Raw genomic sequence first — 24,115 nt, 5'->3', positions numbered from 1 at the left:
TTTGTTATCCTTAGATTTTAAGAAGATTAATGAAAAAATACAAAATTCAAACTACGTGTATTGTCAAGGTATAGTAGCCAATGTTATAGGATTAACTGTAGAAGTAAAAGGAATTAAAGCTTTTGTTGGTGAGGTTTGTTTAGTTTATAATACTGTAAATGAAATTATAAGAACAGAAGTTACAGGATTTAAAGGTGAAAATGTAATACTTATGCCATTAGGAGAACTAAAAGGAATTGCACCAGGATGTAAAGTTGTGCCTACAGGAAAGTTATTAAGTGCAAAATGTAGTGATGATCTTTTAGGAAAAGTATTAGATGGACTTGGAAATCCATTAAATGAAGAAGAAATAAGAAATTACACTAATTATCCATTAGAAGCTATGCCGCCAGATCCTTTAAAAAGAAGAAGAATAAAAGAAGTACTACCTACAGGGATTAGAGCAATAGATGGCTTTTTAACTTGTGGAGAAGGGCAAAGAATCGGTATTTTTGCTGGTAGTGGAGTTGGAAAAAGTACAACACTTGGAATGATAGCTAGAGAAGCAAAAGCAGAAATAAATGTAATTTGTCTTATTGGAGAAAGAGGTAGAGAGGTTTTAGATTTTATAGAAAAGGATTTAGGCGAAGAAGGATTGAAAAAATCTGTTGTAGTTTGTGCAACATCTGATCAACCAGCACTCGTAAGGCTTAAAGGGGCTTTTACAGCAACGGCAATAGCAGAATATTTTAGAGACAAAGGTAAAAAAGTAATATTAATGATGGATTCAGTAACACGTTTTGCAATGGCACAAAGAGAAGTTGGACTTGCGATAGGTGAGCCACCAGCAACAAAGGGATATACACCTTCTGTATTTGCGATGCTTCCAAAACTACTAGAACGTAGTGGTATGTCTGACAAGGGCTCTATAACAGCATTTTATACAGTACTAGTAGATGGGGATGACTTTAATGAACCAATTGCAGATGCGGTTAGAGGTATATTAGATGGACATATAGTTTTATCTAGAGCATTAGCGGCTAAAAACCATTATCCGGCTATAGATGTGTTAAGTAGTGTTAGTAGACTTATGTCTGAAATTGCAGATACTAATCATAAAAAGGCAGCATCTAATGCAAGAGATTTATTAGCAACTTATAAAGATACAGAGGATTTAATTAATTTAGGTGCATATGTAACTGGAAGCAATGCAAAAGTAGATTTAGCAATAAAATATAATGAACTTATAATAAGTTATTTAAAGCAAGGTATAAGTGAAAAATCTCAGTTCAATGAAAGTATAGAGTTTTTAGAGAATACTTTTACAAATATATAAAAGAGGTGTTTTATGCATTATAAATTTAGACTTCAAAAGCTATTAGATATGAGACAAGAAAAAGAAGATGAAAAAAAAAGAGAGCTTATGAAAGCAATGTCTCATAAACAGCAAATTGAAAATAAAATAAAACAATTTGAAGAAAGTTATGATGAATATAGACAAATACCTTTAGAAAAATCAATAGTAGAAAAAAAAATAACACAAAGATATTTAAATTCGCTAACATCTTTAATAGAAGAAAATAAAAAAGAACTAAAAAAGCATGAGAAAATTACAGAAGAAAAAAGAATAGAACTTGTAAGTGCACAAGTTGAAAGAAAAACTGTAGAAATTTTAAAAGAAAAAGACTATGAAAGAGCAGTAAAGGAAGCTGCACTTAAAGAGCAAAATCAAATAGACGAATTTGCATTATATGGGTATGTAAGAAAAGAGAGGTAAAGGAGGGAAGAATGTGGAACTAAATTTAAGAGCAATAGATTTGAATGCTTCATTAAATATTAATGAAAATCAAAATTCAAGAAAATCTGATGAAAAATCTGTAAAATCTGGGGCATTTGATGAAATATTAAATAAGAAAAATGAAGAAAAGGATGAAGTAAAAAAAGATTACAAAAATCCTACTACAAAATATGAAGATTCAAAAAAAACTGCCAATAATAAAAATAGTGATAATAATAAAAGCAATAAAATAGAAAAAAAAGATATAAAAGATATAGTTGAAGAAGAAATAGAAAACCTTGATGAAAAAACTGTAGAAGAGTTAAAGGGATTATTTGAACATTTAATATTAATGGGAAATTTAGATATAAATAATTTCCAAATTGATAATGAAAAGTTAAAAAATATGATTTCAGAATTTATATCTTCTAATGAAGATATAACATCAATGTTAGAAAATAAAAATTTATCAGATGTATTGAAAGAATTACTAAGTGAGATAACTAATGTATCAAAAGATGAAAAAATAGATATTAGAGATATATTAGAAAAGATAAACAATACTGTAACAGAAGAAAAAAATTCAACTAATCTATCTAATAACAAGGTTAAACCTACAGTAGTTGAATTACAAAATGACTACAAAACTAGTTTTAAAGATGCAATGAATAATGGTAAAGAAGATTCTAAACAAAGTTTAAATCAAAATCTTTCAAAGGAAGATCAATTATTAGAAAAGCTTAGTGGAAATAAGAAAGATGAAAACATAATAAACAAATTTAATTTTAATAATGTTTTTAAAAATAGTGAAGTTTCTACTGAATCAGTTCAAAATAGTAATGTGGTTATAAATAAAATGACTTTTAATGAAGATATTATAAAGTCTATAAAATACATGAATATTAATGATATACAAGATTTAACCGTTAAAATAAATCCCAAACAATTAGGTGAAATTGTAATAAGCTTAACTATGGAAGGTGATTCCATGAAGGCACAATTAAAGTCAGCTAATAAAGAGACCTTTGCAATGTTAAATGCAAATGTAAAAGAAATAGTGGATAAGCTTAATGGTGAATCTATAAAAATAAGTCAAGTTGAAGTTCAAGTATATAATGAAGATACTACTTATTTTAGTGGTGAAGAAAACAGAAGGAATAACTTCAACAATGAAAATAAAAAACAAAATAATAATGAAAAATCGCTAAAAGAAATTTCAGAAGAAATTTCAGAAGAAAAATTAGGAGCTAATGATAATTTAAATATGTTAGTTTAATAATAAGGGAAGGAGGCATAAGATGGAATCTATAAACAGTAATGCTTATATGAAATCTTTACAATTAGAAAATAAGAAATCAAAAGAAAACCAAAAAAACACTTCTAATAGTGCTACTATGCATACATTAGAAGAGACTAAATCAGGTGTATTACAAAATGCTACTGATAGAGGAACAGCAATTGTTCAACCAGGTTCAGAAATGGATAAAAATGCATTTTTAAGAATATTAGCAGCAGAGTTATCTAATCAAGATCCAACACAGCCACAAGATAATACACAATATGTAACTCAAATGGCACAGTTTGCAAGCTTAGAACAAATGTCTAACTTAAACACTACAATGAGACTTTCTGCAGCTCAGGGGCTAAGTGGAAAATATGTAGCATTAAATGCAACCAACTCAAAGGGTGAGCAAGAATTTGGTCTTGTACAATCTGTATATAAAAGTGGATCTGGTGTTTATGTAACTGTTTTAACTTCTGATGGAGAAATAAAGAGCTTTAACTATGACAAAGTTTTAGAAGTTATGGAAGCTCAGGACAATACATTAGATTATATTAACTTTATAAATGCATCAAACTTAATTGGTAAAGATGTAGAACTTTGGGATGAAGCAGTTGATGGAGCAAAACCAGATGATGATAAAGAAGATGGTGAAACTGAAAAACCAGATGCAAAAAGACCATATGGTACTGTAAAAGAAGTATTTAGAGATAAAGATGGTGTAAAAATAAGAGTACATCTAAAAGATGAAGATGGTAATTTAAAATATGAAGATGGTAAACCAGTAATAAAAGATTACGCATTTGACCATATTATGAATATTAGAGATACAAATACTAAAAAATAGAATTTAGACGTAAATTGAGAGGTTTTAAAATGGGTTATAGAATTATAAATGGAGTTTTGTATCCCGTAGGCGATTTTAGTGAATTACATAAAAAAAGTGACACTAAAAATTTAGCTAAGGATAGCAAAAGTTTTAAAGAAATATTACAATCTGAAAAAATAAAAAGCCAAGGATTTACTTTATCAAATCACTGTGCACAAAGGCTTAAAGAGAGAAATATAGAGATAAACTCTGAATTTTTAAGTAAAGTAAATGAAGGTATAAATAGAGCCAGTGAAAAGGGAAGTAGGGAGTCATTAATTCTTTATAAAGATATAGCCTTAATAGCAAGTATAAAAAATAGAACTATAATAACAGCAATGAATAGACAAGAAGAAGATATAAATGTAATAACTAATATTGATTCAGTAGTTTTATTATAAATTTTAAGGCTGGACCTATAAGGAAGCCTTCTATCTTAACGAATGACAGAGTTAAGATATATTAAGAGGAGGAAATATAAATGATAAAATCAATGTACTCAGGAATTTCAGGAATGAATGCACAACAAAAGAAACTAGATGTAATAGGTAACAACATAGCAAACTCAGGGACTACAGCTTTTAAATCATCAAGTGTAACTTTTCAAGATACTATGAGAGAAACTATAGGAAAAGGTAGTGGACCAGTTTTAGCACTTGGAGGTAGTAACCCTAAACAAATAGGTATGGGCGTTCAACTTCAAAGTATTAATGTAAACACTGGACAAGGAAGCTTAAATCCTACAGGAAGACCACTTGATAATGCTATAGATGGAAATGGATATTTTATAGTTGGAAAAGGTTCAATTACTGATACTATAAAATTTAGTGATCAAGGTGTTATTGGTGCAGCAGATGATGCAGCAGATGATGGAGCTATGGAAGTTTATTACACAAGAGACGGTGAGTTTAAAAGAGATAGCACAGGAAATTTAGTAACACCAGATGGTTATAGAGTTATGGGATATGCTATAGATGGTAGCATAACACATAAAGATGGAACAACTACAGTAATTAAGGTTCCCGTTGTTGATGATGATGGGAAAGCAGCAGATCTTAAAGCTGGAGATGAGTTAATTCCATTAGTTATTCCAGAAACAATAGGTGATCCAGGTGTTAGACTTGTAGGTTATACTATAGAGAAGGATGGTTTAATAAAAGCAACTTTAGAAGATAATAGTGTTGTGGCTATAGGACAAATTGCAATGGCATCCTTTGTTAATGATAGTGGATTGCAATCTGTAGGAGGAAACAAAGTTTCTCCAAGTGCAAACTCTGGTGAACCTATATTAAGACCAGGAAAAGGTAATGATACAAGACCAGGTGCTGAAAAGGCATATGGAGATATTATAAATGGAATGCTTGAAATGTCTAATGTTGATTTAGCTGTAGAGTTTACAGAAATGATAGTTGCTAGTCGTTCTTTCCAAGCTTGTAGTAAGGTTATAACAACAGGAGATGAAATTCTTCAAGAACTTGTTAATTTAAAAAGATAATTTAAAGACTTAATAAATTACTTCTAAATTTACATCTAAATATAAAAATAAAAAATGTCCAACCTGTCGTAGTACAGGTTGGATAAATATAAACTATATAAAGTATAAATACATAAATAAATATACTAAGTGATTTTATAAATTAAAATATTACATTGAATATCATACAGAGTAGTTTGTATTTATATAAATTAAAATAAGAAAAGGGTGATGCTAGTGGTTGAAGTTACAACTTTAAATGGCAAAGAAGTTGTTATAAATTGTGATCTTATTGAAAAAATAGAGTCTGTACCGGAAACAGTTATTACCTTGAGTAATGGAAAAGTTTATTTAGTAAAAGAAGAACGAAAGGAAGTTATACAAAGGATAATAAACTATAAAAGAAAAATATTTACAGGAAACTTTTAGGAGGGCATAACAATGAAGAAAAATGATATGCTTACGTTAATTGGATTTATAGTGGCATGGGGACTAGTTGCTTACGGAATTGTAGTAGGTGGAGGAGCATTAAAGTTATACGTAGATTTACCTTCAATAGCAATAACTGGTGGAGGTTCTATAGGTGCATTACTTATATCCTATCCAATGAAAGACATAAAAATTTTAGGTAAAGTTTTTATGGAAGCTTTTAAAGAAGATACTACATCAAAAAAAGATATAGTTGTATTGTTTACAACATTATCAAGAAAAGCTAGAAAAGAAGGATTATTATCATTAGAAGATGATATATCAGGAATTAAAGATCCATTTACAAAAAAAGCACTTAGTATGGTTGTAGATGGAGTAGAACCAGAAGCTATAAAAGAAATTATGGCACTAGAAATAGATCAATTATCTGTAAGACATGGTCAAGGTTCAGCAATGTTAAAATCACTAGGTGCATATGCTCCAGCAATGGGTATGACTGGTACACTTATAGGTCTTATACAAATGCTTGGAAATATGACCGATTCTGATGCATTAGCAAAAGGAATGGGAGCTGCACTTATAACAACATTTTATGGTTCATTAATAGCAAATATTATGGCGATTCCAGTTGCACAAAAATTGGATCTTAAAACAGAATTAGAAGTTGGTAATATGGAAATGATAGTTGAAGGTGTAATTGCTATACAATCTGGAGCAAATCCTAGAGTTATAGAAGATAAATTAGTAGCATACTTATCACCAACAGAAAAGGAAGCATTTAAAGCAGAAGCTGGTGCTGCAGGGGCAGAGTAATGGCAAAAAAGAAGAAAGATGATATAAAAACCGATGCATGGCTAGCTACATTCTCAGATACCATGACATTACTTTTAACTTTCTTTGTTATGTTATATGCTATGTCTACGGTAAGTGAGGATAAATTAAAGCAAATATCAAGTTCTTTCCAATTAATGTTTACAGGACAAGTGTCACAAAACATATTGAATTTTAATGAAGCTTCAGGTGAAGTTCCGGTGGTTGGACAACCAGAAATAACAGAAGGCGAAAGAGAAAATATGGAAGACACTAAGGACAAAGTATATCAAGAGGTTTTAGAATTAATAAAACAAAATAATATGGAAAAGGAAATAGATGTTTATGAAGATGAAAAAGGTATAAACATTCAAATGAAAGAAACTGTACTTTTTGATTCAGGTAAAGCGGAACTAGTTCCAGCTAGCAAAAATATATTAGAAAAAGTAAATACTATTATAGCTGGTATAAATAATAAAATAATTATAGAAGGACACACTGATAATGTGCCAATAAGTAGCTCCATATATCCAAGCAATTGGCATTTATCATCAGCAAGATCATTAAGTGTACTACAATATTTTATAAATGAAAAAGGAAATAAAAATCCAGAAAGATTTACAGCTACTGCTTATGGCGAATATAGTCCATTAGTTCCCAATGATAGTGATGCAAATAGAGCTAAAAATAGAAGAGTAAACATAATTATTGTTACTGATAAAAAGGAGTAGAGGTATGGCTAAAGAGAAAAAAGAAAAAAAGAAAAAAATGTTGAAAATGGAGAAAAGAAAAATAGCAATATTTTAAAAGTTATATTAATAGTTTTATTAGTATTTATATTAGTTGGAGGGGCTGCTTTTGCTGGATATTTTGTTGCAAGCAAAAATACTCCAAAACAAATTATAGAAGTTGAAGCTAGTGGTCAATTAAAAACAGAAGCTTATTATGATTTAGATGAGTTTTTAGTTAATTTATCAGATGAAGGAAAAGCTAGATATTTAAAAATAAAAATTTCTTTAGGATATGATGAAGAAAATTCAAAACTTCTTCCAGAAATAGAAAAAAGAAAAGCAGCTATAAGAGATTCAATAACAAATACTCTTAGAACTAAAAAGACAACTGATTTAGGAACAGTAGATGGAGAAACAAAACTTAAAGAAGAATTAATTCAAAGAATTGATGAATTATTAACACAAGGTCAATTACACAATATTTATTTCTCAGAAATATTAATTCAATAGGCAATAAGTATGAATGGTCAATTTTTTAAGAGTTTTATACAACTTATAATATTTTTACCATTAATAATAACACTAATATATCTACTTGGAAGACTAGGAAGTAAGTTTAATGTAACGTCTCCAAGTAGATGTATGAAGATTATTGAGAAGCTTCCATTATCAAAAGAGGCTTCAATTTTAATAGTAGAGATAGGAAAAAAGACATATTTAGTAAGTGCAACATCTAATAATATAGAATTATTAAGAGAAATTGATAAAAGTGAAATAGAAGAGTGTAAAATTCAATATAATGAAGACTTAAAAAAATATGCTAATATTTTCAATATAAAAGGATTTAAAAATAAGAACAAATAAGAATCCAAAAGAGGAAATTATATGGAAAAAACAAAAATAATATACAATAAAAAGAAATACATTATGGCGATTTTTATAGGCATATTAATTTCTTTTGTAGGTTTTAAAATAGCATTTGCAGCACCAAGTGATAGTTTTATTCCAATTCCAAATATAAATATAGATTTTGGAGAAGGTGCAGGAAAGGTAGATTTTGTAGATAACTTAAAAATATTACTATTACTTACAGTTTTAACTGTATTACCATCAATAATAATAATGACTACAGGATTTGTGAGAATAGTTACAGTTTTATCTATATTAAAAAATGCTATTGGGGTACAACAATCCGTACCAAGTAAAGTTATAATAGGTCTTGCACTGTTTTTAACTTTCTTTGTAATGACACCAACATTTAATAAAGTAAATGATGAAGCTATAAAACCATACATGGAAAGTAAAATTACAACAGAACAGGCATATACAAATACAATAACGCCTATGAAAGAGTTTATGCTTAAACAAACTCGTACTAAAGATTTACAAATGTTTATAGAGGTTGGCGATATAAAAGTTAAAACAGAAAAAGATAAAAATAATGTAGAAGTTCCAGTATATAAAGATGTTCCACTTTATGCAATTATGCCTGCATTTATGATAAGTGAATTAAGAACTGCTTTTGAAATAGGATTTTTATTATTTTTACCATTCCTAGTAATAGACATAGTAACCTCTAGTGTACTTATGGCAATGGGAATGTTTATGTTATCGCCAGTTATGATTTCATTACCATTTAAGTTATTATTATTTGTGTTAGTAGATGGTTGGAACTTAATTTCACAATCACTGATACATAGCTTTAAATAAAGGGAGGTAAGGTTTTATGTCAGAAACGTTAGTTATATCACTTATGAGAGAACTAATAAGAGTGAGTCTTATGATAGCAGGACCAATGCTTATTGTAGCTACAGTAGTAGGACTTATTATAAGTATTTTTCAGGCTACAACTCAAATACAAGAGCAAACCTTGACCTTTGTACCTAAAATAATAGCTGTTGCATTAGTAGGAGTGCTTATGGCAGGATTTACAGGAAATGTAATAATGTCATTTACTCGTAAAATATTTTCAATTATAGCTAATATATAGGCTTAGGTGGGATAATTTTGATAGAATCAGTAAATTTACAAGAATTTTTAGTATTTATCTTGATATTTGCAAGACTTACATCTTTTGTGCTTTATGTACCATTTTTTTTCCCAAATGGTGTACCACAAAGATATAAGATTGGATTATCATTGATACTTACATTTATATTAGTACCTATAGTAGGAAGAAATATAGTAGCAATTAATGACATATTTACTTTTTCAGTATTAATAGGAAAAGAAATTTTAATTGGTTTATTATTAGGTTTTATAACAACAGTAGTATTTTATATGGCACAAATGGCAGGACAATTTTTAGATTTTCATGTATCTTTTTCAATGTCAGCTGCATTTGACCCACTATCAAGTGAATCGGTAACAATACTTGGAAGATTTTTTTATATGTTATGTCTTATAGTCTTTGTATTAGTTGATGGACATCATTTAGTAATAACAGCATTAGTGGAAAGCTTTAACTTAGTTAAGGTGGGCACCTTTGTAATAAAGCCAGAAATATTTACATATATGATACATGTAATAATAGAGTTTTTTGCAATAGGGTTTAAAATGGCGTTACCTATTATATTAGTAATAATAATTACTGATTTTACATTAGGATTAGTTGCTAGGGTTATGCCACAACTTAATATTATGATGTTAGGTATACCTATAAAAATAATGTTGGGACTTTTAACTGTATCTTTAGCAATACCAGTATTTATGAATCTTTTCATAGATAACTTTGACAAAATGTTAGAAGCTATACGGGGATTATTTAACATTATGCCATGTATACTTATATTCTTTGCTAATGAAAACGGTGATAAGACTGAAGAAGCTACACCTAAAAAGAAAAGTGATGCTAGAAAAAAAGGTCAAGTAGCTAAAAGTAAGGAGTTTACATCAGCCATAGGACTTTTGGGTATAACAGCTGTTTTGATGTTCTTATTAGAATATATATTAAACAATTTGAAAGAAATTTTAATAATGTTTTTTTCAAATTATGCTACGTTAAACTTAGATCCTAATAACACTATTATGATAATAAAAACAGTAGTTTTAAGACTGATAATGATATTTTTACCAGTTGCGTTACCAATAATGGTGATAGGAATTGTTGCTAATGTTATACAAGTTGGAAAAATGTTTACAACAGATCCATTGAAGCCAAAATTTGAAAAAATAAATCCTATAAGTGGATTTAAAAGAATGTTTTCTATGAAAGCTGTTGTAGATTTATTAAAAAATCTTGTAATAATATGTATTATCGGATATGTTGGATATAAGTTTATACTATCTAATTATAATAATATCTTAAATTTTGCAAATTTAAGATTAGCAGCAACAATTTCAAGTTTTGGAGATTTAATAATAGAAATCTTTAAGAAGATAAGTTTAGTACTATTTATAATTGGGGTAGCAGATTATGTATATCAATTATATCAATTTAAAAAAGATTTAAGAATGACAAAACAAGAGGTTAAAGAAGAATTTAAACAACAAGAAGGAGATCCAGTAGTAAAAGGAAAAAGAAAGCAAAAGCAAAGAGAAATGTCTATGCGTAGAATGATGCAAAATATTCCAGATGCTACAGTGGTAATAACAAACCCTACACATATAGCTATAGCACTTAAATATACTGAAAACAGTGGTGAAGCTCCAATGGTCGTTGGAAAAGGAGCAGATAATGTAGCTATAAAAATTAAAGAAATAGCAAAAGAAAATGATGTTCCAATAATTGAGAATAAGGAACTAGCAAGACTTATATATAAAGAAGTCGATATTGATATGGAAATTCCATACAATATGTATCAAGCTGTAGCAGAGATTTTAGCTGTAGTTTATAAATTAAAAAAGTAAATTAGGTTACAAATGAAGAATTTTTAATATGAAATTAGAAATATGAATAATAGTTTAAAGAATAAGTAAAAATATTATGTTTTAATATTAAGCCTAATATAAACTAAAGTAGAGGATGATGATATGGCAGCTTTTAAAAATATAGAATTTAAAAAGAATATAGATATTATTATAGCTTTTGGAGTTATTGGAATTGTACTTATGATGGTAATTCCACTTCCATCAGTTATACTAGATGTTCTTTTAGCAATAAATATAACTGTGTCAGTTATTATTATGTTAATAACAATGTTTACAACAAGTATATTACAATTGTCAGTATTTCCAACATTGTTACTTATAACAACATTATTTAGACTTGCACTAAATATGTCATCAACAAGACTTATATTAGGAAAAGGATATGCAGGGGCAATAATAGAAACCTTTGGTGAGTTCGTTGTTGGTGGAAATTATGTAGTTGGAGTAATTATGTTCTTGATTATCATAATTGTACAGTTTGTAGTTATTACTAATGGTGCTGGTAGGGTATCAGAAGTATCAGCAAGATTTACACTAGATGCTATGCCAGGTAAACAAATGAGTATAGATGCAGATTTAAATGCAGGTATGATTTCAGAAGAAGACGCAAGAATTAGAAGAGGAAACTTGCAAAAGGAAGCAGATTTCTATGGAGCTATGGATGGTGCATCTAAGTTCGTAAAAGGAGATGCCATAGCTGGTATAATAATAACACTAATAAATATTATTGCAGGTATAGTAATTGGTGCAATGATGAATGGTCTTTCCATAGGAGAAGCAGCAAGTAAGTATACAATTCTTACAATAGGAGATGGTCTTGTATCACAAATACCAGCATTACTAATATCTACAGCGTCAGGTATATTAGTAACTCGTTCAGGTAGTGATGAGAACTTTGGTAAACAATTAGGTGGACAACTTACAACATTTCCTATAGTAATAGCTATGGCAGCAATTATTCTAGTTGTTTTATCTTTTATACCTGGAATGCCTACACTTGTATTTTGGGCACTTGCTGCATTAACAGGATATAGTGCATATTTACTGTTAAAAGATGAAAAAGCAAAAGTAAAACAAGAGATAGAAATAGAAGAACAAGAGATAATAGAAACAGAAAAAAGGGAACCTGAAAATGTTATGACTTTAATTTCAGTAGAACCTTTAGAAATAGAAATAGGTTATGGATTAATACCACTTGCAGATGATGCAGCAGGAGGAGATTTAGTTCAAAGGATAGCTTCAGTAAGGCGTCAATGTGCTATAGAGATGGGAATAGTTGTACAACCCATTAGAATTAGAGATAATTTAAGATTAAATAGCAATGAGTATGTAATAAAAATTAGAGGTACTGTTATAGAAAAAGCAGAATTGATGCCAAATATGTTTTTATGTATGGATCCGTCTGGTGGAAGCATAGGAATGGAAGGCATAAGAACTGTTGAACCAACTTTTGGTATACCAGCAATTTGGATAAATAAAGACCAAAGAGAAGAGGCAGAAATTAAAGGATTAACAGTAGTAGATCCAACAACAGTTATGATAACTCATTTAACAGAGACTATAAAGAGTCATTCATATGAATTATTAGGAAGACAAGAGACAAAAATGATTATAGATTCTGTAAAGGAAAAATACAGTACTGTTGTAGAAGAACTTATACCAGATTTAATGACTATTGGAGAAGTTCAAAAGGTATTACAAAGCTTATTAAAAGAAAAAGTATCTATTAAAGATATGGTTACAATATTAGAATCATTAGCTGATAATGCTAGAAATACACAAGATATAGAGGTATTAACTGAATATGTAAGATTTGCATTGTCAAGAAATATATGCAGTGAACTTATAGAATCAGAAAAAGTAATAACTGTAGTTACGGTAGATCCTAACTTAGAAAATTTAATTGCAAATAGTATACAAAAATCACCACAGGGTTCATTCCCAACTATAAATCCAGATGTTACTACTAAAATATTTGCAGCTATAAAAGAATTACTTGATATTACATATTTTAATAATAATATACCAGTAATATTAGTATCACCTAAGATAAGGCCGGCTTTTAGAAAATTAATAGAAATGGTTTTCCCTCAAATTGTTGTATTATCTTTAAATGAAATACCTAATGATATAGATATTAAAGCCGAAGGAGTTGTTTCAGTACAATGATAATAAAAAAATATATAGGTGAAAGTGCAAATGAAGCAATAAGCAAGGTTAAACAAGAACTTGGGAAAGATGCAGTTATAATTAGTCAAAGGAAAATTAAGAAAAAAGGAATTAAAGGTTTATTTTCTAAAAAACTTATTGAAGTTACAGCAGCAATAGAGTCTAGTAGTGAGTCATCAGCACCTAAAACATATAGTGTAGCAAAACAAAAGCTAGTGGAAGATGAAACAAATATAGAACAAAATTTAATAGAAGCATTGTTAAAAAATAGTGAGTCAAATAAAGAACCAATAAGAAAACAGGATAACATTAGTAGAGAAACTAATTTAATGTCATCTAATAAAAACCAAGATTTACTTTTTAATGAAGTTAAAGAAATGAAAAATATGATTAATAATTTAGTTAACAGCACTAATGCAGAAGTAAATAAAGTAGAAGAGTTTTTAGAAGAACAGGACATATGTAAAGAGATAAGAAATGAACTACTGGAAAAGACAAAAGATATTAATGATGAAAAAGAAAGATTAGAAGAGATTAAAGAATTAATAACTAAAAAAATAAAAATAGAGCCAATAGAAATGAATGAAAATATAGTGTTTGTTGGTCCCACAGGAGTAGGAAAGACAACCACTATAGCAAAACTTGCTGGTAGACTTGCATTAATTGAAAAGAAAAAAGTAGGGTTAATAACAATAGATACTTATAGAATTGGTGCAGTTGAACAGTTAAAAACTTATGCTGAGATAATGAATATACCATTTAAAGTTGTTTTTAATTTAAAAGATATGGAAATTGCAATAAATTCTATGGACGATTGTGATGTTGTATTAATTGATACTACAGGAAGAAGTAGTAAAAATACAATGCAAATCTCAGAATTAAGGGCATATGTAGAAAAAGCTAATTCTAAAAATATAAATTTGGTTTTAAGTTCAACAATAAAAGATAAAGATGTAAAAATAATAAATGAAGCATATAAAGTATTAAATTTTAATAAGGTTATAATAACAAAACTAGATGAAACATCTACTTATGGTTCTATTGTAAATATATTAAAGGAAGTAGAAGTTCCTATTAGTTTTATAACAACAGGACAAAATGTTCCAGAAGATATTGAATGTCCTAAAAAAGATAATCTTGTAAACTTGATAATGGGAGAGAGTAGTGTATGTTAGACCAAGCATCAAAATTAAGGCAATTAGCAAATGAAAATACAGTGAGTAACAAATTTGAAAAAATCGGTACTAAAGTAATAACTATAACTTCAGGAAAAGGTGGAGTTGGAAAAAGTAATATAGTAGTAAACCTAGCTATTATATTACAAAAAATGGGGAAAAAAGTTTTAATATTTGATGCAGATATAGGAATGGGAAATGATGATGTATTAATGGGCTGTTTTCCACGATATAGTGTGTTTGATATCATATTTAATGATAAAAACATAGAAGAGGTAATAATAGATGGTCCAATGGGAATTAAATTATTACCTGGTGGATCAGCACTTTCAAGAGTAGAAGATTTAACAGACATACAAAGGCAAAAATTTTTAAATCAGTTAGAAAGTATACAAGGATTTGATTATATACTTATGGATACAGGAGCGGGTATTAATAAAAGTATTCTTGCATTTATATCATGTAGTGATGAACTTTTAATAGTTACGACACCAGAACCAACATCACTTACAGATGCATATAGTTTAATAAAGGCTATAAATAAGTTCGAAATAAAGAAAGAAGCTAAAATTATAGTTAATAGAGTTATAGAGATACAAGATGGTACGGTAACATTTTCTAAATTAAAAAATGCAGCAAACAAGTTTTTAGATATAGATTTAGAATTTTTAGGTATGATCACGGAAGATACAAAACTTATAAAATCTGTAAGAAAGCAAGTTCCGGTTTGTATAGAATATCCTAAGGCTGAATCTACAAAAGATATAGAAGATATTGCAAAAAAAATAGAAGGATATCTTATAAAAGAAAACAATGGAAATATACAAAAGTTATTTAAAAGAATTTTTAATATTTTTTCGTAGGGGGATATATAATGAGTAATATAAAATTTCATCCAAATACAAAGTTAGAAATAATTACGGAAGATGGATATGCCAAAACTATAATTCAAGATGTAGAAGATGAAAACATTGCGATTTTAATACCTACAATAAATAGCACTTATGTTGCAATGAGACAAGGTGAAAAGTATGAGGCAATTTATAATGATAAAAAAGGTGGAGTTTATAAATTCAAATTTGATGTTGAAGGTCGCAAGTATGATAAAGTTCCACTTATAGTTTTAGGTGAACCTTATGATATAAAGAAAATTCAAAGAAGAAAATATGTAAGAATAAGCTATACAGGAATTATAAATTATTATCTTTTAAAGACATATCCTAAAAAAGAACTTATGAGTTATGATATTCTAGATTTTAAAGTTGGCTATACAGTTGATTTAAGTGGTGGCGGAATAAGGATGAGAATGTCGGAAAAACCAGATTTAGATGACTATATGATAATTAATTTAAATTTAAATGAAGAAATTATAATTTTAGGTAAAGTAGTTAGAATAGAAGAAGATGGAAATGGAAAATATCTATGTGGAATAGACTTTCTTGAAATTGAAGAAACTGAAAGAGAGAAAGTAATAAGATATATTTTTATGGAAATGAGACGAATGCTTAAAACTTCTGGAGGTGAAGCTCTTTGAATACTCTAAAAAATGAAAATGCACATATAGTAGAGCAATATATACCACTTGTAAAATATATTGCATCTAGAATAATTATGGGTAAAACTAAATATGTAGAATATGAAGATTTAGTAAGTTATGGCATGATAGGACTTATGGATGCTTTTAATAAATTTGATGAAAGCAAAGGAATGAAGTTTTCTACTTATGCAGCAATAAGAATAAAAGGATCTATGATAGATGAACTAAGAAAAAATAGCCCCATTTCTAAAGGGGCTATGGATAAACTTAATAAATATAATGAAGCAGTAGAAACACTTCAAAATAAATTATTAAGAGAGCCACTTCAAAGTGAAATAGCAAAAGAAATGGAAATAACAGTATCAGAGCTTAGTAAAATAGAGAACTATATAAATTATATTTCGGTGGTATCTTTAGAAAGTTTAATGTTTAGTGATGATGATGATATAGCACTTATCGGAAAAATTGAAGATAAGAAAGTTATTGGACCAGAAAAATCACTAGAAAAGAAAGAATTGTTAGAATATCTGTCTAATGCCATAGACCTTTTGAGAGAAAAAGATAGATTAATAATTACATTATACTATTATGAAAAGCTTACTTTAAAAGAGATAGGAAAGATTTTAGAGGTTTCTGAATCAAGAGTTTGTCAACTTCATAGTAAAGCTATAATTAATTTAAGAAAAATGCTTAAAAAAATGAAGTATGATATCAATTAGAGGTGTTAACTGTGTTAATTGTATTACTCATAATAGGGATAACTATTATAGTGTTTAGTTTAAAATCTATGAAAAAAGAAAGTGGATTTTCACAAATATTGAGTTATGAAGAGAAAAAAATAGATGAGGTTGATGTAAGAATAGGGAAGCTTAGAAGAGAATTTAGTGAAACAATTTTAGACCTTCAACTTGAAATAGAGGAATTAAAAGAAGAAATATCGAATTTTAAAAGTAAAGGAAACGTGATTTATAACGATAATAATTTAAAAGAACAAGATGTTATAAATGAAATATCTATACATAATATAAACAAAAATGATAGAAATTATGAATTAGATAATAATAATATGGAAAAAATCTATCATACATATAATGAAGAATTTGAAAAAAATAGTGTAAAAATTGAACAAATAAGAGAACTTTGTAAGAAAAATATATCAGTTGAGGAAATAGCTGAAAAGTTGGAAATGGGAAAGGGGGAAGTATTATTAATAAAAGAATTATATATAAAATAGATTTAATAAAAAACTCCCTAAAAGATAAAAAAATTATATTAGGTATAGGTATAGGTATACTTATAGGTTCACTTTTAATGGGCATATCAAAGCTAACTTATAATTTAAGTGATGCTCAAATCGAGATAAGAGCTCGTAAAATGGGAATGGAATACAAAGATCAAATGAAGGTTAAAATTGAAGATAACGAGGTGAAAAAATGATAAGATCATTATATACAGCAGCATCGGGACTTATAACTAGTGAAGCAAAACAAAATGTTATTATGAATAATATGGCCAATGTAAATACAACAGGATATAAATCAGAAAAATTATCTATAAAAAGTTTTGATGAAGTTATGATTTCTAATAAAGATAAAAGATTTAATAATAAAAATTATAAAACAGATATAGGAACTTTATCAAATGGAGCTGAAATAAATGGCAAATTCACTAATTTTGAACAAGGATTTATTAAAGATACGAATAGTTCAAAGGATTTTGCATTAAATGGAAGCGGTTTTTTTACAGTACGTCAAAGAGATAATAACCAAATTGCATATACTAGAGATGGACATTTTTCAGTAGATAATGAAGGATATTTAATAACTCAAGGTGGAGATTATGTACTTGGTAGAAATTCTAGAACTGGAGCTGTAGAACAAATAAGAATTGGAAATGGCGAAATAACAGCTGATAAATTAGGTAACATTCAAATTAATGGTAATCTAAATTATCAATTTGAAATAGCTGATTTTCAAAACTATGATAATTTAGAAAAAAGTGGACATAACTTATACAAGACTAATGAAGCTCCAACTAGATCTAATGCGTTTGTTATTCAAAATGGGTTAGAACAATCAAATGTAAATACAGTAGATGAGATGGCGGACATGATGACCACAATGAGAGGATTTGAAAGTACAATAAAGGTATTAAAAACTTTAGATGAATCTTTAGGAAAAGCAGTTAATGAAATAGCAAGAAAATAGGGTGGTGAAGTGAATGTATACAGCGTTATATACTAATAGAAGTACTATGGCAGCACAACAAAAAAAATTAGATATTATATCAAATAATATTGGAAATGTTAATACAACTGGATATAAAAGATTAAATGTTCAATTTGAAGATTTATATCAAGATAGTTTAAATAGAAAAGGCTATCCAATTACTGAAGGTGGAAATAACTTAACTTATGGAACTGGTGTAAAAGCTGGAAAAGTTATAAGACAAGTTAATCAAGGAAGCTTGAGAGAAACAGGAAAATCATCTAATTTAGCTATAGATGGAGAAGGCTTTTTTAAGGTTTATATGGCTGATGGTAAAGAGGCATATACAAGAGCAGGAAGCTTTAATGTAGATGCAAGTGGAAACTTAGTAGATGCAAATGGTAATAGAATAAGCATAATTAATGCTGCAGGACAAGAAATAAATAAGCCAGGTGGACCAATTAATTTAAAAAATGGAGAGTTTACAATAAATAAAGATGGTAGTATTACTCAAAAAATTAATGGTGATATTGTAGAATTAGGATCAATTAAAACATATAAAGCTGTAGGTGATAGTTCATTTATGTCAGTAGGCGAAAGTTTATTTGTACCATTAGAGGGTATAACAATATATGAAACAACGGACAGAAACATACTACAAGGATATTTAGAAAACTCAAATGTTGATATGGCAGAAGAAATGAGTGAGATGATATTAACACAAAGAGCTTTCCAATTAGGATCTACAGGAATGAAGACTGCAGATGAAATGTGGGGAATGATTAATAATATAAGATAATATATATTACAAAAAAGGAGCTTATCTAGCTCCTTTTTTGTATTTATATTTACATATCTATAGCTTCTGTAATTGGTGGTATAACTTGTTTCTTTCTAGAAACAACACCATCCAAATATACTTCATTATTTTCAAGTGTAGTTTTAAATGCTGCTGTAAATAAATCTTTATTTCCAGATACTAAGAATAATGATCCACCGTTAAAGATATCTGTAATCATTATAGTTATCATTTCAAGATTTTTTTCAGAGGCCATAGTATCCATTAAGCTTAAAATATCAGATTTTATATCTTTAAAACCATCTATATAAGTTGTTGTAACTTGTGCTACACCTATTTTCTTTTCACCAATAGTGAATGTTTTATAATCTTGACCTAAAATATCTTCAGCAGATTTACCTTCAAGAGAAGTAGCTGCTTTAAACATTTCATTTGCAAATGCCTCAATATCTATATCAGCAATTTGAGCAAGTCTCTTAAGAATTATCTCATCAACTAAAGTTGCAGTTGGTGATTTTAATAAAAGTGTATCTGAAATTATTGCACCACATAAGATTCCTGCAATTTGCTTGCTAGGTCTAATGCCATTTTCAAAGTAAATAGAAGCAACGATTGTTGAAGTACTTCCAACTGGCTCATTTCTAAAGTATATAGGTAGTCCAGTTTGAACATCTGCTATTCTATGGTGATCTATTATCTCCATAACTTCAGCATCGCTTAATCCATCTACAGATTGTGCAGTCTCATTATGATCCATTAATATAACTTTTTTCTTAGTTTGATTAATTAAATGATAACGAGAAATAGTTCCAATAACTTTACCTTCTTCATTAATTACAGGATAGCTTCTGTATCTAGTTTCAAGCATTATATCTTTTATTTCATCAACAAAATCTGTAACTTCAAAAGAAATTAAGTTATTTTTACTCATAACGTAACTTACAGGTATGCTTTGAGTTATAAGTCTTGAAGTTGTAAATGTATCATATGGAGTAACTATAACAGTACAACCAACTTCTTTAGCTTTATCTAGTATTCCAGGAAGAGGTTCTCTATTTCCAGTTATAATCATTAAAGAAACTTCTTTGTTTACTACAAAGTTTTGGATATCTTCTCTATCACCACAAATAACTATATCATTTTTTTCAATTATAGTCTTTTCATCATTTGGTGACATGTTTGCAACAGCTATTTTACCTTCAAAAGTTTTATTTTCTTCATGTAAATATTCAACTTTTGCAGATAAAGTATCTAATATGTTATCAATAGAAGTTCCGCTTTTGGCAAGTATGTAATTATCCCATATATCTAAATAGCTAGATGCTAAGTTTGAAACAGATGTAATACCAATTAATCTTTCATTTTCATCTACTACAGGTAGAGTTTTAGTATTATTCTTTTTCATTATAGTCCATGCCATTTTTAATGAAATATCAGGTGATATAGGTGCAACTGTATCTATATCTAAATCAGCAACTTGAGTTTTTACTGTTTTAATAAAATCTGGTGCTTCCACTCCAAAATAATTAAGGATAAATTGAGTTTCGTTGTTAACTTCGCCTAATCTTATCGCCTTTGCAGGAGTTTTTTGCGTTTTATTTTTAAATTCTGCATAGGCAAGTGCAGAACATATAGAATCTGAATCAGGGTTTTTGTGTCCTGTTATATAAATTGTATTTTTCAAATTTATATCCTCCTTAAAAAATAATCTTTGTCAAGGCATCAAAAATAAAATAACATGAAATAATAAAATTATTTTAATTACTGGAAGTAATATATAGATTTAAAATTCATATATTAGTTCTAGTATGACAAAAAATAAATTAAATATAACAAGTTATTTTTATAGATACCTATAAAACAGTATATATGTATTTTAAAACGATAATTTATTAATGTAAAGTAAAAATATTTATTACCATTAAAATTTAGAGCTTATTTCATATAATTGGGATTAAATACATATATTTTAAAGTAAGAAATTATAAACATTTCTTAAAACTTTTTATACAAGAATATAATACAAATTTATAGGAACTCAACTTCAAAAATTAACGTTTTAGTTGAGAATTTTAACTCTAAGTTTTAATCTATATTTTAAAATTGACAATTGATAGTAGAAAGTTAAGGTGAAAATTGGATTCAAAATTTAAAAGAATGATTTTTATTAAATTTGCAGAGCAAATTATTTGAAAACAACATAAAAATTTAGTTTTTATGTATTTATATTTTAAATATTAGGAATGAAATGAATAATATTAACCATCGCTATTCACTTTTCACTCTTACTTTTTACTTGGTTTTCGATATGATAATGGAATAAACTGTAAGGATGGTAGTATTATTTGATAAAGCTATTATTTTGAATTTGAACTTGAAACCCTATATTTGTATTATGCAAGAATAAAAGGAGGGATATGATTGTATGATAAAGAATTAAGAGGACTTACAAATGAAGAAGTAGAGAAAAAAATAAAACAATTTGGATTAAATGTTTTAGAGAATAAGCAAAAAGTTTCTGCCATAAAAATATTCTTAAGTCAATTTAATGATTTTATAATTTGGGTGTTAATAGGCGCAACAATAATATCAGGTTTTATGGGAGATTTGGCAGATGCAATAACCATACTTATAATAGTATTTATGAATGCTATATTAGGTTTTGTACAAGAATACAAAACAGAAAAGTCATTAGAAGCATTAAAAGAAATGGCATCTCCAACAGCTAAGGTAATAAGAAATGGGGCTATTGAGGTTGTAAACTCAATGTATTTAGTACCAGGAGATTTAATTGTATTAGAAAGCGGAGATAAGGTACAAGCTGATGCTTGTCTTATTGAAGATAACTCTTTTATGGTAGATGAGTCATTATTAACAGGTGAATCAGTAGGTGTCTATAAAAATTCAAAAGAAAAAAGTGCAAATAATATTTTTATGGGAACTACAGTATTAACTGGAAAAGGTGTGGCAAAAGTAATTTGCACTGGTATGGATACTGAAATGGGAAAAATAGCACATATGCTAAATAGCATAGAGACAGAAAAATCAGTGCTAAGTGAAAAATTAGACTCATTAGGTAAAATATTAGTTGCAGTTTGTATTGTTATATGTGCAATAGTTACTATACTAGGAATTGTAAGAGGACAAGACCCATATACAATGTTTTTGTGTGGAGTTACATTAGCTGTAGCTGCAATACCAGAAGGACTTGCTGCTATAGTTACAGTAGCATTAGCTTTAGGTGTATCAAGAATGCTTCAAAGAAAAGCACTTGTAAGAAAATTACCGGCAGTTGAAACGTTGGGATGTACTTCAGTAATATGCACAGATAAAACAGGAACTCTTACAGAAAATAAAATGATAGTAAAAAAAGTATATTTTAATGAAAAAATAAGAGATGAATTTAATGATATAAATGATTTAATTATAAAAACATTTGTTTATTGTAATGATTGTGATTACAATTTTAAAGATATAAACTTAGAAAAATGTTTAATTGGTGATCCAACAGAAACAGCACTAATAAAAGCATTTTTCAATGAACCAAAAACTTTACAAAGGTTTATATCTAAAGCTAAGAGAACTTATGAAATACCATTTAATTCTACAAGAAAAATGATGTCAGTTGTAGTTGAAGAAAACGGAAAAGAAACTTGTTATGTTAAAGGTGCACCAGAAATGGTAATGAAAAAATGCACACATATATTAGTAAGGGGAAAAATAGAACCATTAACTATTAATCATAAAAGAACAGTAGAAAAAGCTATAGATCAAATGTCATATGATGCATTAAGATGTATTGCTGGTGCATATAAAACTGAAAATATAGTAAAAAATGATAACTCATTGGAAAGTGGATTAGTACTTGTAGGTATAGCTGGAATTATAGATCCTCCAAGAAAGGAAGCTAGAGATTCTGTAATAGAATGTAAGTTAGCGGGAATAAAGCCAATAATGATTACAGGTGACCATAAAAATACTGCATATGCAATAGGTAAAGACTTAGAAATATGTGGGGATTTAAATGAAGTTATTACAGGCGAAGAACTAGACAAGCTTTCAGATAATGATTTAAAAGCAAATATAGATAAATATAGAGTATTTGCAAGAGTAAGTCCTAAACACAAACTTAGAATAGTAAAAATGTTTAAGAAAAAGGGTCATATAGTTGCAATGAGTGGTGATGGTGTAAATGATGCACCAGCAGTAAAAGAGGCTGATATAGGAATTGCAATGGGGATATCAGGAACAGATGTTACAAAAGAAGCAGCAGCTATGATTTTATTAGATGATAATTATTCTACTATAGTTGCAGCTGTAGAAGAAGGTAGAAAGATTTATGATAATATAAGAAAATTTATAAGATATTTATTATCATGTAACTTAGGTGAAGTTTTAACAATGTTTTTATCATCATTATTTTATTTAGAATCTCCATTATTACCAATACAAATATTATTTGTAAATTTAGTTACAGATGGACTTCCAGCTATAGCGTTAGGTGTTGATCCAGGAGATAGTGATATAATGATGCAAAAACCTAGAAAGAGAGATGAAAGCATATTTGCAGGAGGATTAAAGGAAAAAATACTATTAAGAGGTACTTTAATTGGAATATGCACAGTAATGGCTTTTATTGCAGGAAAGTATTATAGAATGGATTTAGAAGTATGTAGAACTATTGCACTAGGTACACTTATAATGTCTCAACTTGTGCATGTATTTGAATGTAGATCAGAAAGATATTCATTATTTGAAATAAATCCTTTTACTAATATGTATTTACTAGGGGCTGTTTTAGTTTCCTTTTTATCATTAGTATGTATTATTTACATACCAGTATTTCAAAATATATTCCACACTGTTGCATTAAACTTAGGACAATGGCTTATTATAGCTTTTTTCTCAGGAACAATTGCTATGGTTAATAGCTTATACATTTATATAGGACATAAAAAAAGAAGATAATAAAAATAAAGTAGGAGATTTTAAAATAAAAATCTCCTAC

General features: G+C 28.2%; 25 protein-coding genes. 24 read left to right on the top strand and 1 reads right to left on the bottom strand.

The genetic code is table 11. The features are described from left to right. Nucleotide 1: 1 nt before the first annotated feature. The 23 genes from fliI to BN346_RS14000 all read left to right on the top strand — a co-directional run bounded on the left by fliI (nt 2) and on the right by BN346_RS14000 (nt 19,107). Complete coding sequence (gene fliI / locus BN346_RS14100; protein WP_040329446.1) at nt 2-1,315, top strand: flagellar protein export ATPase FliI; 1,314 nt, start codon at nt 2-4, stop codon at nt 1,313-1,315. A gap of 12 nt (nt 1,316-1,327) precedes the next feature. Next, nucleotides 1,328-1,756: a flagellar export protein FliJ gene (gene fliJ / locus BN346_RS14095; protein WP_040329445.1), complete on the top strand. Its 429-nt coding sequence runs from the start codon at nt 1,328-1,330 to the stop codon at nt 1,754-1,756. A 13-nt stretch (nt 1,757-1,769) separates the two neighbouring features. Continuing rightward, nucleotides 1,770-3,032: a flagellar hook-length control protein FliK gene (locus BN346_RS14090; RefSeq protein ID WP_040329444.1), complete on the top strand. Its 1,263-nt coding sequence runs from the start codon at nt 1,770-1,772 to the stop codon at nt 3,030-3,032. Between the two features lie 22 nt (nt 3,033-3,054). After that, nucleotides 3,055-3,885, top strand: coding sequence for a flagellar hook assembly protein FlgD (locus BN346_RS14085; RefSeq protein ID WP_242838437.1), 831 nt, complete (start codon nt 3,055-3,057; stop codon nt 3,883-3,885). A gap of 29 nt (nt 3,886-3,914) precedes the next feature. Further along, nucleotides 3,915-4,307 (top strand): TIGR02530 family flagellar biosynthesis protein, encoded by a 393-nt coding sequence (locus BN346_RS14080; RefSeq protein ID WP_040329442.1) that lies wholly within the window; start codon nt 3,915-3,917, stop codon nt 4,305-4,307. A gap of 80 nt (nt 4,308-4,387) precedes the next feature. Further along, a complete protein-coding gene (locus BN346_RS14075) occupies nt 4,388-5,401 on the top strand; it encodes a flagellar hook-basal body complex protein (protein WP_040329441.1) in 1,014 nt (337 codons plus the stop codon). 216 nt (nt 5,402-5,617) lie between these two features. Further along, nucleotides 5,618-5,809, top strand: coding sequence for a flagellar FlbD family protein (locus tag BN346_RS14070; RefSeq protein WP_040329440.1), 192 nt, complete (start codon nt 5,618-5,620; stop codon nt 5,807-5,809). 12 nt (nt 5,810-5,821) lie between these two features. After that, nucleotides 5,822-6,622, top strand: coding sequence for a motility protein A (locus BN346_RS14065; RefSeq protein ID WP_040329439.1), 801 nt, complete (start codon nt 5,822-5,824; stop codon nt 6,620-6,622). After that, nucleotides 6,622-7,350 carry an OmpA/MotB family protein gene (locus tag BN346_RS14060; protein WP_040329438.1) on the top strand — a complete coding sequence of 243 codons (729 nt, stop codon included), beginning with the start codon at nt 6,622-6,624 and terminating at the stop codon, nt 7,348-7,350. The genes BN346_RS14065 and BN346_RS14060 overlap by 1 nt, the downstream gene beginning before the upstream one ends. Before the next feature lie 69 nt (nt 7,351-7,419). Beyond that, on the top strand, nt 7,420-7,860 hold the full coding sequence (locus tag BN346_RS21010) for a flagellar basal body-associated FliL family protein (RefSeq protein WP_074432720.1): 441 nt from the start codon (nt 7,420-7,422) through the stop codon (nt 7,858-7,860). A gap of 9 nt (nt 7,861-7,869) precedes the next feature. Then, the gene (fliO, locus tag BN346_RS14055) at nt 7,870-8,214 is read left to right on the top strand and encodes a flagellar biosynthetic protein FliO (protein WP_040329437.1); all 345 of its coding nucleotides are present in this window, start codon (nt 7,870-7,872) and stop codon (nt 8,212-8,214) included. 21 nt (nt 8,215-8,235) lie between these two features. Then, on the top strand, nt 8,236-9,060 hold the full coding sequence (fliP, locus tag BN346_RS14050) for a flagellar type III secretion system pore protein FliP (RefSeq protein WP_040329436.1): 825 nt from the start codon (nt 8,236-8,238) through the stop codon (nt 9,058-9,060). A 16-nt stretch (nt 9,061-9,076) separates the two neighbouring features. Next, nucleotides 9,077-9,340: a flagellar biosynthesis protein FliQ gene (gene fliQ, locus BN346_RS14045; RefSeq protein ID WP_040329434.1), complete on the top strand. Its 264-nt coding sequence runs from the start codon at nt 9,077-9,079 to the stop codon at nt 9,338-9,340. A gap of 17 nt (nt 9,341-9,357) precedes the next feature. Beyond that, entirely contained in the window at nt 9,358-11,199 is a 1,842-nt protein-coding gene (locus BN346_RS14040) for a fused FliR family export protein/FlhB family type III secretion system protein (RefSeq protein WP_074432717.1), read from the top strand. Nucleotides 11,200-11,322: 123 nt separating this feature from the next. Continuing rightward, nucleotides 11,323-13,389, top strand: coding sequence for a flagellar biosynthesis protein FlhA (flhA, locus tag BN346_RS14035; protein ID WP_040329432.1), 2,067 nt, complete (start codon nt 11,323-11,325; stop codon nt 13,387-13,389). Next, nucleotides 13,386-14,564 carry a flagellar biosynthesis GTPase FlhF gene (flhF, locus tag BN346_RS14030; RefSeq protein ID WP_040329431.1) on the top strand — a complete coding sequence of 393 codons (1,179 nt, stop codon included), beginning with the start codon at nt 13,386-13,388 and terminating at the stop codon, nt 14,562-14,564. Before flhA ends, flhF begins: the two co-directional genes overlap by 4 nt. Continuing rightward, the gene (locus BN346_RS14025; RefSeq protein ID WP_040329429.1) at nt 14,558-15,427 is read left to right on the top strand and encodes a MinD/ParA family protein; all 870 of its coding nucleotides are present in this window, start codon (nt 14,558-14,560) and stop codon (nt 15,425-15,427) included. Before flhF ends, BN346_RS14025 begins: the two co-directional genes overlap by 7 nt. A gap of 11 nt (nt 15,428-15,438) precedes the next feature. Continuing rightward, nucleotides 15,439-16,098 (top strand): flagellar brake protein, encoded by a 660-nt coding sequence (locus BN346_RS14020; RefSeq protein ID WP_040329427.1) that lies wholly within the window; start codon nt 15,439-15,441, stop codon nt 16,096-16,098. Next, on the top strand, nt 16,095-16,820 hold the full coding sequence (locus BN346_RS14015; protein ID WP_040329425.1) for a FliA/WhiG family RNA polymerase sigma factor: 726 nt from the start codon (nt 16,095-16,097) through the stop codon (nt 16,818-16,820). Before BN346_RS14020 ends, BN346_RS14015 begins: the two co-directional genes overlap by 4 nt. Before the next feature lie 68 nt (nt 16,821-16,888). Then, on the top strand, nt 16,889-17,335 hold the full coding sequence (locus tag BN346_RS14010) for a hypothetical protein (RefSeq protein WP_148361108.1): 447 nt from the start codon (nt 16,889-16,891) through the stop codon (nt 17,333-17,335). A gap of 77 nt (nt 17,336-17,412) precedes the next feature. Then, entirely contained in the window at nt 17,413-17,538 is a 126-nt protein-coding gene (locus tag BN346_RS22255; protein WP_278245519.1) for a hypothetical protein, read from the top strand. Next, nucleotides 17,535-18,308, top strand: a complete 774-nt coding sequence (locus BN346_RS14005; protein ID WP_040329423.1) for a flagellar hook-basal body complex protein — start codon at nt 17,535-17,537, stop codon at nt 18,306-18,308. The genes BN346_RS22255 and BN346_RS14005 overlap by 4 nt, the downstream gene beginning before the upstream one ends. A 13-nt stretch (nt 18,309-18,321) precedes the next feature. After that, nucleotides 18,322-19,107: a flagellar hook-basal body complex protein gene (locus tag BN346_RS14000; RefSeq protein ID WP_040329422.1), complete on the top strand. Its 786-nt coding sequence runs from the start codon at nt 18,322-18,324 to the stop codon at nt 19,105-19,107. Between the two features lie 49 nt (nt 19,108-19,156). On the opposite strand, the gene BN346_RS13995 is transcribed toward BN346_RS14000, so the two are convergent. Beyond that, nucleotides 19,157-20,791, bottom strand: coding sequence for a putative manganese-dependent inorganic diphosphatase (locus BN346_RS13995; protein WP_040329420.1), 1,635 nt, complete (start codon nt 20,789-20,791; stop codon nt 19,157-19,159). A 737-nt stretch (nt 20,792-21,528) separates the two neighbouring features. Here BN346_RS13995 and BN346_RS13990 point away from each other — a divergent pair. Then, nucleotides 21,529-24,075: a cation-translocating P-type ATPase gene (locus BN346_RS13990; protein ID WP_040329418.1), complete on the top strand. Its 2,547-nt coding sequence runs from the start codon at nt 21,529-21,531 to the stop codon at nt 24,073-24,075. Nucleotides 24,076-24,115 lie beyond the last annotated feature (40 nt).

It is taken from the genome of Clostridium ihumii AP5 (genome assembly GCF_000612845.1).
GTDB classification, from domain to species: Bacteria; Bacillota; Clostridia; order Clostridiales; family Clostridiaceae; genus Clostridium_J; species Clostridium_J ihumii.
Note: the sequence above shows the minus strand (reverse complement) of the source record. Positions and strands in the feature narration are given on the sequence as shown.